General features: G+C 52.8%; 6 protein-coding genes and 1 pseudogene. 1 reads left to right on the forward strand and 6 read right to left on the reverse strand.

Annotated features, from left to right (window positions below; all coding sequences use genetic code 11):
• Entirely contained in the window at positions 1-3,339 is a 3,339-nt protein-coding gene (locus tag MKY48_RS22770) for a DUF5107 domain-containing protein (protein WP_339290994.1), read from the reverse strand.
• 169 nt (positions 3,340-3,508) lie between these two features.
• Between MKY48_RS22770 and MKY48_RS22775 the strand changes: the two genes are divergently transcribed.
• Positions 3,509-4,402, forward strand: coding sequence for an AraC family transcriptional regulator (locus tag MKY48_RS22775; protein WP_339290996.1), 894 nt, complete (start codon positions 3,509-3,511; stop codon positions 4,400-4,402).
• A gap of 350 nt (positions 4,403-4,752) precedes the next feature.
• Here the strand turns inward: MKY48_RS22775 and MKY48_RS22780 are convergent.
• From MKY48_RS22780 to MKY48_RS22800, 5 genes and pseudogenes are all read right to left on the reverse strand, one after another.
• Positions 4,753-4,935: pseudogene (locus MKY48_RS22780) on the reverse strand (hypothetical protein); the annotation flags it as partial.
• A gap of 40 nt (positions 4,936-4,975) precedes the next feature.
• Positions 4,976-5,851: an amidohydrolase family protein gene (locus tag MKY48_RS22785; RefSeq protein ID WP_090907997.1), complete on the reverse strand. Its 876-nt coding sequence runs from the start codon at positions 5,849-5,851 to the stop codon at positions 4,976-4,978.
• Positions 5,838-9,008, reverse strand: coding sequence for a GNAT family N-acetyltransferase (locus tag MKY48_RS22790; protein ID WP_339290999.1), 3,171 nt, complete (start codon positions 9,006-9,008; stop codon positions 5,838-5,840). The genes MKY48_RS22785 and MKY48_RS22790 overlap by 14 nt, the downstream gene beginning before the upstream one ends.
• A gap of 1,126 nt (positions 9,009-10,134) precedes the next feature.
• Positions 10,135-12,246, reverse strand: a complete 2,112-nt coding sequence (locus MKY48_RS22795; protein WP_339291001.1) for an alpha-galactosidase — start codon at positions 12,244-12,246, stop codon at positions 10,135-10,137.
• Between the two features lie 101 nt (positions 12,247-12,347).
• Entirely contained in the window at positions 12,348-13,961 is a 1,614-nt protein-coding gene (locus MKY48_RS22800) for an ABC transporter substrate-binding protein (RefSeq protein ID WP_339291003.1), read from the reverse strand.
• Positions 13,962-14,002: the final 41 nt, after the last annotated feature.

The raw sequence follows: 14,002 nt of genomic DNA on the forward strand, positions 1-14,002 counted from the left end.
TTACATCAACGTCTTGCAAAGCGCCAAATGCAACGCAGCTCCTTGATGGTGAGACTCCAGTTGCAGCACCTCGCGGAACAGCTTCTCCGCGGACTGCCGGTCACCGAGACCAAGATGCCCAAGTCCCATCATGTAGCGGCAATGATTTTCGTTTCTTCGGTCTAGATCTTCATCAAACACCAGAAAGTCCGGCAGCGAGACGGCAAAGTAATCAATGCTCTGAGGCTCGAATATATGCTTCTCCCCGTAATCGATCAGCTTGTTAAACCGGCTTCGGGCTTCATTCTCTCGGCCCAGTCTCCGCAGCGCAGCCCCTTGATAAAAAATCATGTGCGGCGGCTGATCGTTGTAATACATCGCGCTGGTCGGCTCATCCAGTCCCTCGGAAGCTTTCAGGAAGTACGCCTCCTCCTCATCAGACCGACCGAGCCCTTCGTATGCGCAGCCCAGGTAATAATCGATGTTGTTCTCCTGCGCTCCCGTGAGTTTCCCTTCATTGATGTTGAGCGGATATTGCTTGGCAGCAAGCAGCTGCTCTACGGCATCCTCGTAGCGATGCTCCTGAAGCAGCTGCTTCGCTAGCTCCACCCGGGCCAACACATACTGGGCCGGTACCTTTCCCTCGCCGCCTTCCCATGGGTGAAAGTTGCGTTTCAGAATCAATGCCAATGCCTCCTCATAACGATTCAGCGCATTATGCAGCGTCAAATATTCCAGATATAAATCATCTCGCTGCTCGACCAGCTCCATGTGCTCCTCCATCGCTTTCAAGCGATCGGCCGGAGCATGACCAAGCTTTTTATACAGCTGGTCCAGCTCGTAGAAGACCCTGGCGTCCGCCGGATTGAGCGAGAAGGCGGTTTGCAGGGATGCCAATGCTTGGTCGTGGTCCTGCATCTTGTTATAGTAAGCGAGCGCCAGATTCCGATGCGGCGTAGCGAAGCTGCCATCCAGAGCGACCGAAGCTTCCCAGCTGCTTGTGGCTTCATCGTAGCGCTTCTTGTCGTACAGCAGATTCCCCAAGTAGTACAAAGCCTTCGCATCCTGAGGGTGTAGGGCGAGCGCCTGCTTCAGCGTCGCGTAATCATGCAGGGAATTCGGGAAACAGTACGACGGATCGGCCGCTGTGGCCAATCGGTAACAAGCAGCTGCCTCCTCCGCTCGGTTCATCTTCATTAAATAACTGCCCTGATAGTAATAAACCATCGGATATACGGTAGGCCCTGTAAGGCGTTCGATGCGCTGCAACACATCCAAAGCGTCGGCATATTGGCCTGCTTCCGCATAGTCCTGAGCCAAGGCGATATAATTGTGCGGATCATCGCGCAGGAGCTGGGCAAGCGATTCATAAGCCCGCCGGCTTTTATCCTCTTGCTTCTGTTCTTGATATACGGCTGCCAGCTCGTTCATCGCGCCCGCATCCATGGGATCCAGCTTGAGCGTTTCCTCAAGCCATGACTCCGCATCCGCCAAGCGTCCCAGCTTTCTTAAGACGAAACTCTTGAGATGCCGCGCCTTATAATTCCGATACTGGGCAGCCAGTGATCGTTCGATCAGCTCGAACGCTTCCTCATATTCCCGCTTCTCGCAGGCAATCTGGGCCAAAGCCAGATATCCGGCGCCTTGCCAAGCCCCCGACCAGACCGACTTGTACAGATAAGCGTACGCTTCATCCGAACGGCCCTGCCACTTCAAGACTTTGCCTAAATGATAGAACGGTTCGCTGTCATAGGGCCGGGCATTGTGGCGGGTCAAGGTTTCAATGGCTTTTTTAAAATAAGTCTCACTCTGCGTAAAGCACCCTCTGCGCAGCAGGAGCAAACCATAGGCATTGTTCAGCCTGACGTCTCCGGCATCGCGCCGAAGACCTTCTATATAATAGGCTTCCGGTTCATAGGTTGCGTGCCTGTACTGTTCCAGATGCTGCCCTGCCAAGAACAGCGCTTCGGTATTCTTCAGGTCCTCCGGCTTGCCAATCGCCGTGGCCGGGTCCGGTGTCCGCTCCAAGGTACGCGGCTTGGGCTGGTAAGCGACCAACTCCTTGCCGTCCGCAGCGAATACCGCGACCCGCAAATCTTTTTCCCTCATACCCGCGTCCAGTTCGATCTCTGCCTGAAAGGTATCGGCTGGCGACAGCTTGACCTTTCGATCCAAGTAGGTACTTCCCGCTCTGGTCACCAAAATGCGAGCCTCTTCGATAACCGAGGTTGCATAAGCATGTACTACGGCCTTGCGGCCGTGGACTTCGAGATTTACGGCGGCGTCAATGGACGCATTCTTCACGAGCCCGATGTCTTTATAGGGCATGAAGTACTGCTTGAAGCTTTTCTCCTCATATGGCGCCAGCCAGGTGAAGTCAGGCTGGTTATCGGTATACACGCCAGTCATGAGCTCGATGTACGGGCCGTCTTCGTCAGTCAGGTTGCGATCCCAGGCCTGGCCGAATTCGCCGTGCCCCCATGTCCACTGTTTTTTGCCGGGAGATATATGTTTATTGGCGACATGCAGAATCCCCGCTTTCAAGCCATGGTCATATCCGCCGACGAAATCATAATCCGAATGATAGGCCATATAGGATGTCGGAACGGGAATGTTGCGGTACATGGAAATATCGACGCCCGCCGAATAGTCCTGCTTATAATACGTGCCGGTTGCGATCGGAAATTTGGACACGTCCCGTTTCCCATGATCGAACACCGCGTGAACATCCGGCGGAAATACGGACTGGGTATGATCATTGACCGCTACGGCCGGATTCGCCCACCACAGAAAAGTCTGCGGCTCTGAGGTCCGATTGTACATCTGCGCATGAATTTCCAGATACGCCTTGCCTGGATGCAGCGTGAAGCCGGTAGACACCTTTGTGCCGTACATCCGGTCGATCTCGCCAACCCATACCGTCTTGCTGCCATTCGGACGATCCTCAAGTCTCCACTCTACTTCGCCAAAGGTGTTCGGACGGTGATGCTGCGGCCAGTTAAACTCGATTCCCCCGGATATCCAAGGTCCTGCGAGGCCAACCAAAGCCGGCTTGATCACTTGATTGTGGTATACAAAATCATAGTTGTTGGTTTTATCGATGGCCCGGTAGATGCGGCCGCCTATCTGCGGCATGATCTGAATCTGCACGTACTCATTTTCAAGGAAAATGATCCGGTAGGGCTTTACTACTTTCTCATCGTAAATTTTATCGATGACCGGCAGCGGATAGACACGCCCAGAGCTCCCCTGATACACGCGTTTCTCCAAAAACATCGGGTTCAGGTCCGGCTTCCCCACTTCATACGTGGGAATCTCTACGGTCTCTTCCCGTACGCTCACTTGCAGCTGTTTTGTCATGATTCGGCATCCCTCCATTGGTATCAGCATTGGCTGCTTCATGTCTCTATTTTATAAGCACGTCTGCACGCAGAGCCATTGACGATATCATGTTCAGGATGGATTATATTCTGTTTTTCTAGCGTTCAATCAGGTTGACAACGTTTCCGTTCCGATTCATAGTAAAGCTATGGATACCATACGAAAACCAGACGGATTCGAATCCCAGAAAATCATCGTCCTCCCGGATCATATTATGAAAGAAGCGGCCCGGCATCCGCTTGTGGAACCGCTGCACGTAACCGACATCGGGTACTTTCCGCGTGCGCTTCATCACTACCGGGAACGCCCGGAGGGCAGCGGCGCGTACATCTTGATCTACTGCGTGGAGGGGGAAGGCTGGTACCGATTGAACGGCGGCAAAACCTATTCTCTGCTCAAGGGGCAGGCGGTCGTCATCCCGCCGGATACGCCGCATGAATATGCATCAACGGAGTTTCATCCCTGGAGCATTTACTGGTGGCATATGAAGGGAAAGCATGCAGGTTTATTGTTCGAGGGCTTTACCGACGCAGCCGAACCCGCCGTCCTTCCGGTCGACCAGTCAAGGAGCATCGTGGAGCTGTTTCAGGAAAGTTACGAGCTGCTGCAAAAAGGGTATACGCTGAACCATATCATCCATGTCTCGCAGCTCGCCGGCCACTTGGCGGCCGTCATCCGCCTCGCCCGGCTCCAACCGCAGCGGGGGCTGGATCAGCATAACAAGCATGACATGGAGCAGACGCTTCGGTTCATGACCGAGCATCTGGAGGGCCATGTGAGCCTGAAGGAGCTGGCGGCCTACGCCAATCTGTCCATCCCGCACTTCACCTTCCGGTTTAAGGAAGCGACGGGCTACTCCCCCATCGATTACTATCTGCGGCTCAAAATTCAGCGGGCCTGCCAGCATCTGGACCTGACCGGCCAGAGCGTCAAGGAGATCAGCCACCGTCTCGGCTTCCAAGATCCCTACTACTTTTCGCGGCTGTTCAAAAAAATCATGGGAAAATCCCCTTCCAAGTACCGAGATACCCGGAAGGGGTAGGTTTCTCCTCTTTATGTGTTGTGAGACGCTCCACGTACGAATCGTTCCTACCATCGGTGTTGTCCCCAATTTCTTGAATTGGTTCTCGTCAAGGAAGAAATTCGGGGACAAAGGCGACCGCATTCGCTTCTCGGGAATCGTTTCATCCTTTCCACTGCTTCGTGCTGATGCCATAATTAAAAAAAATGTTGCAGAAAAAGAAATCATCGTTTGGAATTATGGCCTGCGACCTTTGTGGTTACAGTTAAACATAAATCGAGGCTATCCCCAGTATATAAACTATCTTCTTTCCAAACAAAAAACTACCCTGACGGTAAAAGTTCCTAGAACAATTGATTCACATGAAGTTTTCAAGTACCGTAAATCGTCCGGTAAGGATGGGGTGATAATGCAGGTAGTGTGGAGCAATCAACCTGTTCTTGAGAGTGTGCGTAGGGGCTAGAAAGAACAAGAAGAAGGCGCTCCATCACGCTGTAGTCTCCATGTTTCACTGCACTTTCTAGAGCGGCCTCTACCCGGTAGTTTCGAGAAATTTCGCGCTGTAGGACGGTCTAACTGCCGTCGCCGATGCTTTCAGAGCGCCGCGATCCGCTGCCTGATACGCGGAAATAGTCCAATGGCATTCTGGTAGAATACCTTCTCATGATGCTGCTCAGGCACGAGCCTGCGAACGAATTCCGCATACAGGTCGATCGGTGCGAGCGGCCAGTCGGTTCCGAACAACATTTTCTCGTAATGATCACAGTACACCAGCGCCCGGCGAAAATGGTCCATGAACAGCGGTTCGTTCATGAACCGTTCAAAATGGGGCCGATCTCCGACGACAAGTCCGGACAAATCGGCGTAGACGTTCGGGTTCTTAGCCACCACTTCGGCGGCATCCATCACCCAGGGATCACCCAAATGGCAAATCATGAAGTTCACGCCGCGCTGCTGGTAGGCCAATTCATCTACGGTAAGCGGATGCGAATACTTCAGCAATCCGTTCATCGAGTAAGTATCGCCGGTATGAATCACCACGGGCATGCCGTACTTGGCAGCCAACTCATAAATCGGCGTGTAGATTTTGTCATAGACGTAATGATGGTAGTACCCAGCATATAGCTTAATTCCCGCCACCTCGGGAACTTGCAGACGAGCTTCAATCCTATCGAGCTCCTCTAGGGCGTGCTTGCCGGTGAGCATGTTCGGATTGATGCCGACGCATTCCATTAGGAACGGTGGAACGCTTTCTTGCAGGTCAAGACCCATCGGATTAGGTGAATTGGAATCAGGAAAGGCTCCCTTGGTCTGCTCCGTGACGCCCATTCCAATACCGAGAATGACGTCGTTCTTGTCAAACTCCGCCTTAAGTCCGGCAGTGGTGTAATCGACTTTGGACTGATCAATCGCTGTTTGATGAAAGCTGTCGATGTCCGACAGATGAATATGAATGTCAATGATCGGCATGTAAGATCTCCTTTTCGTCGGCAGGATTGGTAAAGGTCAGCTTCTGAAGGTCACGGACATCCTCCGAATTCAGATCGATTCGACCCAAGATCAGAAAAGTCGGCTGTGTCCAGGCGGTTTTCCCATTCAGAAGTGAAAGATGGTGATTCACATCGTGACTAAACACCTTGTTGTTCACATACGCTGATGAACTCTGATTGTGATAACTATTCACTATATGCAGCATGTTCTGTCGAGAAACAGCGCCTATTCGCAAGAGTCCCTTGAAATGAAGCTCGGCTTCCAGCTTCCCGAGAAGGAACTTTCCTTCCCCGGGGATTTCCATCCATCCTTCGGAGAAGACTGGTGAAGGCTTGAAGAAATTATCATCCCTGAGCGAATAATGCGGCAAAACCAGGCCACTTTCGTTGGTCACCGAATGCAGCACGCAGAGAACAGGGACACCAGGCAGCATAAGGTAATGCTGGTCGATCGTGATCCCCCGATTCGCTTCCTGCTTCTCGATGACAGTGGTCATTCGGAGTCCCTTCCAGACGTTGCCGTGCACATCCATCCGCTCCGCCCATGTCGCACTTCTCGGCTCCTGCTGTCGACTGAAGCCACTCATGCCGGGAATGTCCACGCCGAGTCCGCCGTACCAGGGATTCCACCAGGAACGCGGGGCAGCTTCCGGATACGAACTGTCCAACCATTCTTCGCCTTGGTGCTTCAGGGAATGCACGACGCTGCCGAAGCCAGGGGAAGCCGCTATGGAGAGAATCCCGTTGCTCACTGTGTACACGGGACCTGCCGCTCCTTCCTCCAGCCCGCAAACGACGGCTGCTTCCGTTTGGGGAAGCCAGAGAGCCGACCGCTCCTGAACCCAATCCTCGCCGCGATAGACGGCACGGGCCTTCCAACCGGATTCGCCATTTTCCGGGTCTTGCTTTTCCCCAGGGGAGTACTCAAAGCTCGCAGAACGAAGGTCCTGCTCCTTTTGCAACTTCATGTCGGCAACCTTCCGCTCCGGTTCCTCACCGTTTTGCACATACAGTTCCAAGCTACCGGCGAGCGGAACCATCTTTCTTTCGATAAGTTCTGCATTCAGCGGCCCAGCCAAGAACGGATTTCCGCCGCCAAGCGCCAGTTCGAGATGATCGTCCAGCATCGGTACGACCGGGTTCCGCAGCTTCCGGGCGAAGCAGCGGAAATCCCACCACTTGGCGAAGGTGTTTAGAGCAAACACGGTCGTCTTCGTCCGCACGACGGCTCCGCCAGAAATTCGGCCAAGATCATGCTCCAGACCAAGCGGGTATTCCGGGCGAAGCAGCTTCAGGGAAGGGTCCCAACAGATGCCGCAACCGACGTTCTCTTCCTTGCTGAACAGCCAGTTCTCCGTGATCTGGGCGCTGTCCCAATGATCCGGATCGCTGGAGTAAGCATCGCCCATGTCCACATAATGGCCCTGGTATGGCAGGATGAGCCTGTTGCCGAAGAAACCGAAATTCGTCAGCAGATACATGTTCTCTTCCAGCCCTTTGCTGCTGGTGTTGCAGATTTCGTGATAAAACTCGGCGATGCCGCTTGCGAACAGCTTGGCCACCGACTTTATCTCCAGGCCGGGGAAGTCTTCCGACTCGTAAAGGGCTTCAAGTACCTGACTCTCCCCTTCTGAGTAAATCTTCACTTCTTTGGCCTGCTTCTTGGAGAATTCTTCTGCAAACGGCTTACCCAGCTTCGGATAGTTCCACCAGAAACTGTGGTGGGATCCTGGATAATCGATCCACATGTTATTATCATGCTTGCTCAGATGGAGGGAGAATGCACCGTTCACGGCGACCCACTGTTCACCATCTTCCCCACCGAAACGGCCGTGTGTTCCCTTCATCAGGACGGACAGCTTGCTTGTGAAGGAAACCGCCTTTTGATCAACCGGAACTGCCGTCACCCCAACCTCTCGCGAGTAGAGTCCGTAGGACCGCAAGATGAAGGATACCGGGACAGAGGCTTTTCCTTTAGCTGGAAGTGTGAAGCGTACGATACGATCGGCCCATTCCACGCATTCATCCTCTGGCCATTCAAAAGCGAACTCCGCTTCCGAGGCAAAATGGTTTTCCACGTTCAGATACAGCTCGGCCGGAATGCCCGGATAAAGCTCCTTGACTGGCAGCGCCGTCTTCATCTTGACCGGGAATTTCGGAGCGATGCCTATTCGGAACTCGGCTCGCTTGCCACCGATAACCCATTGGCTCTTGACAACGGGATGGGTCTTCTTGTCATTCAGTTCTTCCCGGACCGGGTTAATCTCGAATTCCCCCTCCACGATGACCGTCTCTCCCGGAGCGATCGTTTGTGCAGCAGTCAGCGCAAAACGGATATTCTTGTCGTCCTGGCCATTGATCTCAATCGCCAGCTCGGAAGCCGAGCGGTTCTTGATTCGATAGCGAACCTTGTAGGCAGAACCGAACACAAGATCGTGATCGTCGATTTCGGTGGAGATTGCATAATCAGGCGTGTCGAGAGCGGTCAGCCCGCGACCGGACTTTTCGAATTCCGCTCGCACGGAGAGATCTCCCTTACCCCAGGTGTATTCAAAGAAATCGAAGCCGCGCTCCCGGCGGCCATCCGGCTCGATGACGAGCTCGCGGGTGCTGTCTGCATACCAATCCAGCTCCTCAAAATAAGGAGCGAGCGCTTCGGTTTGCAAGATGGTCGGAATGAAGTTCATCAGGTGGACGTAATCATCATTTTTTTCCCAGAAGAACCCGCATTTCTTGTACATCGGCACGGCTTTGGTGTTGCCTGCCCAGGTAAACAGATCTAGGCGTGGCCACCCCGCTTCAACTGTCTTGCGGACGGCATTCAAGATCAGATTACGGCCGACCTTGTAGCCGTGATAATCGGGCCGAACATTCAACAGCGGCACATACAGGGCCCCTTCGTCATGGCGGTAGTGGGCGAAACTACAGAAGCCGACAACCTCCTTACCATCGACGGCGAGAAACGCATGAAGATTGGACGAAATCTCCATCTCCCGGCGAACAGCGTCCTCCGTTCTCTGCCTGGTGCCGCCTCCCCAACTTTCGTTGCTGCGGTTCCACATATCAGTGAGCGCCCCAGCGTAGGAAGGGTCATATTCGATAATTCGGATTTGTTCCGCGGTGGTGTTTGTTGTCATGCTCTCATCTCCTTATCATCATCTAGAAGTATGTAGTGAATATAGCTGCACCAAATTACTTTATCTGCATTAGCTTCAAAATTTGATATTTCATTAGAATTCATTAACATATTTATTTTATCGCCACCAATATGTTCGTCATTATCAGCATTATAGAATTGCAAATTCCCAATCTTCATCTACAAATGTCTTACATTTATCTGCATTGACTAGCGCAATAAAATTAGTGTCACCAAGAGGAAGACAAAACTTCATTTTTAAACCTCCTCAAAAAATAAAGTGCTATTTCATGCCATAGGTTATATTCTTGAACACACCCTGATAAGCCCTATGAGCTATAACTTATCATACTACAAAATGGAAGTATTTAGGCATACAACTAATCCACTACTTCAAAATAAAAACTCCTACCTAGGGGTCGCTTTCGATACTTTCAGCATGTTTTAGATTCTCATTTTTAATATTGAAATTACTACTCGTCTATGTAGTTTAATGCTATACATTTGTTATTCTGGAAATTAGAAACTTTTTAAATTAATTGGAGGTTTTTTCTGTGTATGGTATGTATATATTGTTTATTATCTTAATTATTATTGGAGTTACCCCAACTTTTTATAGATTCAACAAACGGATAAATCTATTAGAAGAGCGCATTAGCAAACTTGAAAACAAAGATTGAATATCAGAGCGTAAAAAAAAACGGCCTAATCCACAAGGAAAAGGCTGTTTGCTTTATTATCTGCAATCTTCTTTTTTGAACGTTCCAGCATCGTCTGTACCACACTTTTTGTAATCCCTATCTCTAGGTCCACCACAGACAGCTGGCTGCGAGTACGACTGGATATGTAGTGGATCTACTGTAACGGTGCGCTGTAGTCCTAATATATGGTGTATGCCCCTCCTCGCTCCTCCATAGGGCGAATATGGAGCCATTCGATACTGTACATTGGTTAGCATACTCAAGACTAACCCCATAATGGTGATCTACATTTCGTTCCTCCCTTAAGTCCATGATGTAATCTAATATCAGTCATAACATTGAGGTTAACGTGGAAGTCGACGGCAAAAAAAACGCCGCATTGCCTATAAGACAATGCGGCGCGCTCCGTTCCGGGGGATATACGAACTATTTTTGGATCTGAATGTGATACACCAAGCTGTCAAAATCCCCGCGCAGCGGCAGCTCGATCCCGATGTTCATGAGTGCCCTGCCGCTCCATGTACCTTCAAGCCCCTCGATGCCATACGACTGATCGGCTTGCAGTCCGGTCAGCCGCAGTCTCGGCAGTGGTTCGCCCAGATTCTGGCTGTGCAGGAACGCAAACAGCACGTTATCGCTGCCGTCTTCGCTGCCGTACTGCACGGCCGTTACGCCTTTATGCCGAAGCGAGTCTAGGCGATACTGGCTGCCGAACTGAACCAGATGACGAATGGATTTATACTGCGCGACAAATTCGGCTGATTCCGCAATCAGCTCGTCGCTCCACTCATTCAGGTTGGAGCCGATGCCCAGCGTTCCCATCATGGCGCTGTGGAAGCGGTATTTCAGGGATACCTGCCTGCGGTTCATCCCTGTCGGCGATTCCGTTACCCAGCAGGTCATCATCCGCGGAGCATACGTGTACGAGAAGCCCTCCTGAATGCTGAGGCGGTCAAAGGCATCCGTATTATCGCTCGGCCAGGATTGGTCGGCATACCGGAAGATGCCAAGATCGATGCGCGCTCCACCGCCGGCGCAGGTTTCAAACGCCACATGCGGGAATTTGCGCCGCAGCTCCGCCCAAATCTCGTACAGGCTCTGAACGTGGCGAATCCAGATTTCCTTCTGACGGTGAAGCGGATGATCCTTCATGCCGGGTTCGGTCACCGTCCGGTTCATGTCCCATTTAATGAACTTGATGTCATGCTGCTCCAGCAGGTCGGTCATAAACTGCAAAATGTAAGCCTTAACCTCCGGCTTCGAAATGTTCAGCAGCAGCTGATTGCGAAGCTCCGAGCGCTCCCGCGTCTCGAAATGGTACACCCAATCCGGGTGCTCCCGGTACAGGTCGCTGTCCGGATTGACGGCCTCCGGCTCCACCCAGATGCCGAAATCCATGCCGAGCTCATGCACCTTGTCAATCAGCTCGCCGAGACCGTTCGGGAACTTCTCCCGGTTCACGAACCAATCGCCTAGCCCGGCGCGATCATGGTTGCGCCCTCCGAACCACCCGTCGTCCACAACGAACAATTCCACACCCAAACGCGCGGCTCTTTCGGCCAAAGCCATTTGATCCTTGGCATTGACATCGAAGTATGTTGCCTCCCAAGAGTTATACAGGACAGGTCTCGCTTCGCGGCCCGGCAGAACATCCGAATATTGATAGCGATGCAGCTGCTGGCTCATCCCGCCAAAGCCCCCGCTGCTGTATCCCCCGACGAAGCTTGGCGTATCGAAGGCTTCTCCCGCTCCCAGCACCCACTCGCTGTCGAAATCGTTGATGCCTCCGGTCACCCGAACATGCTCGAACACCGTCCGCTCGGCCGTGATCTTCCAGTTCCCGCTCCAGGCCAGCGCGCCGAACCATACCTGTCCAGCCGACTCCGTGGCATGTCCGTCATCCATCGCAAACCAAGGGTTAGCGTGGCTGTCCGTAAAGCCCCTGCGGGATTCCAGCACCTTCTTTCCTTCGGTGAGAAAGGTGCTGCGCAGCTGAAATTCGCCGGACCATTTCCCCGTCACGTGTGTGAGACGGTAATCCGCCAGATAGGGGATGACCCATGCCGCGGATTGCACATTTTCCAGCACGATATCCGCCTCGCCGCGGTTGACGATCCGGGCCGAACGTTCAATTAAGTCGCACTCGGGAATCGCCCGGTAGGACAACTCCACTTCCAGCGGATACGCTTCATCCTTCATGACGATGACCAGCGTCTCCCTGCCTTCCGTCTGCAGCGTGCGGTGCCCGGCATAACGAACCGCCAAGTCGCGCACGCCATCCGGCATGCGGACCTTCAGGCTGGGCTCGCTGTATTTGACGCCGCCCCAGAAGCTGTATTCCTCCACCTCCGAATGGACTTCCGCGTCAAACGAGCTGTGCGATCTGGGCTTGAGCAGCGGCGCCGCGTCTTCGATCGCGACGGACTCCCCCCAGTAGAGATGCTGCAGGTTGCCGCTGTCGTTGATTCCGAACAGATAGGAGCTGTTATCGGTTTGTATCGCAAACACGCGAAACTGTTCTTGGTATTGAATGGTCACAGAATATCATCCTTCCGATTCGTGTTGATCTGGTTTATGCCTGCGCAAGAAAAAAAGGAGGAGTCAAAAGACGAAGCATCTTTTGACTCCCCTTGGTCAGATTATTTGCCCCACAGCTCTTGACGTTTGTTGAAGTTGTCCGTATAGATCTTTTCCAGCTTGGCCAGGCCAGCCGCCTCGATCTCGGCCATCATCTGGTTATAGGATTCCACCACTTGGTCCTCGGACGGCGACAGAGCCATCTTCAGGAAATATTTATTGATGGTGTCGTTCACCTTCGTTTCCATAATGGCTTCCGGCGTTCCGCCAGCAGGACCCAGGTTGTCATACGGTGCCGTATCGAACGACGTATCGGCCAGGTTCTTGATCGCCAGATCCGTGACCGGATCGGTCTGGTAACGGCCCATCAGGTCATACGGGGTTCCGTCCTCGCCGGGACCGTTCTTGATCATCCAGGTCCACTTGCGGATGCCCGTCGTACGGGAAGCTTCGTCCCAATTCTTCTTGAAAGCGTCCAGCACTTCTTGTCTTGGCACATGCTTGCCGTCCTTCATGTCCCAATGCTCGCCCTCTACTCCCCACATCAGCAGATACTGGCCTTCCTCGCTGGCCAGGAAATCCAACAGCTTCATCGTCCGGACCGGATCCTTGTTGGAGCGGCTGATGGCGACGCCGTCCCATCCCAGGGAGCTCTTCGGTCCGTAAGTGGCCTCTTCCGGCTTCACGCCCGGAGCCAGCACTTTATATTGGTAGAACTGACGCTCTTCCTCTGTGGCCTTATCGGCTGCTTCGGTTTTGAGCAGCGCATTCGCATTGCCTACATTCCAAAGCGCTTCCGCCGTGGCAAATACGTTGCCGTTGCCGAGCTTCTGCTCGAACTGCTTGGTCTTCATCGTCGCCCATTCCTTATCGAGCAGGCCTTTGCGGTACAGGGAGTTCAGGAATTTAACCATTTCCAGATAGCGCGGATCGCGGACGTCCTTCTTCAGCTCTCCGTTCGTTTCATAATACGGCATCATGCCGTACATGCCCTTGAAGCTGCCGGTCACCGCTCCGACATTCTCGCCGTTGAGCGTCATCGGAATGCTTTCTTTTCCATCGATCGTTGGATATTTCTCCTTGAACTTAACCAGCAGCTCCTCGAATTCCTCCGCGGTAAACGGCTCGCCGTTATTCACCTTATCGCCGACGCCAAGCTCCTTCATGATGTCCATGCGCATCATGAAGCCGAACACCGGGTACTGCTCCAAGCCGTACCAGTTGGAGAAATAATAATTGTTGCCGTCCTCGCTTCGGGTTTTGGCAAGCGTGTCGCCGTACATTTTTTGGATATTCGGTCCGTGCTCTTCGATCAGATCATTCAGCGGGACGACCGCGCCAGAGGTAATATACTTGTTCATGATATCGCTTCCACGACTCATCAAAATAACGTCGGGAAGATCGCCGCTGGCCAGCATCAGATTCAGCTTCTCGACCGGATTGCCCGTAGGCTGCTGGATCTCGACGGTGACGCCTGTCTTTTCCGTTATCACTTTAGCGACCGGATTCGTAAAGGCATCCCCCGTGTTTTGGTCAAACCAGGTTAACGTGATCGGCGCGTTGCTGTCCGTCTCCGTGCCGCTGTCTCCGCCCGATGCCGCCTTCTGGTTGCCGCCGCAAGCCGAAAGCGTTGTCATAACGAGCGCTGCTGCCAGAATCAATTTAAGTTTCTTCATTCCCTGAACCCCTTTCTAAGGTCGTCATATTCATATGCTCG

The sequence above is a fragment of the Paenibacillus sp. FSL W8-0187 genome (genome assembly GCF_037969755.1).
GTDB lineage: Bacteria > Bacillota > Bacilli > Paenibacillales > Paenibacillaceae > Paenibacillus_AQ.

Bases quoted from the DNA above. Each gene is read 5' to 3' on its own strand.
- MKY48_RS22785 (WP_090907997.1), bottom strand. From the start codon at position 5,851: ATGCCGATCATTGACATTCATATTCATCTGTCGGACATCGACAGCTTT.
- MKY48_RS22770 (WP_339290994.1), bottom strand. From the start codon at position 3,339: ATGACAAAACAGCTGCAAGTGAGCGTACGGGAAGAGACCGTAGAGATT.
- MKY48_RS22790 (WP_339290999.1), bottom strand. From the start codon at position 9,008: ATGACAACAAACACCACCGCGGAACAAATCCGAATTATCGAATATGAC.
- MKY48_RS22800 (WP_339291003.1), bottom strand. From the start codon at position 13,961: ATGAAGAAACTTAAATTGATTCTGGCAGCAGCGCTCGTTATGACAACG.
- MKY48_RS22775 (WP_339290996.1), top strand. From the start codon at position 3,509: ATGGATACCATACGAAAACCAGACGGATTCGAATCCCAGAAAATCATC.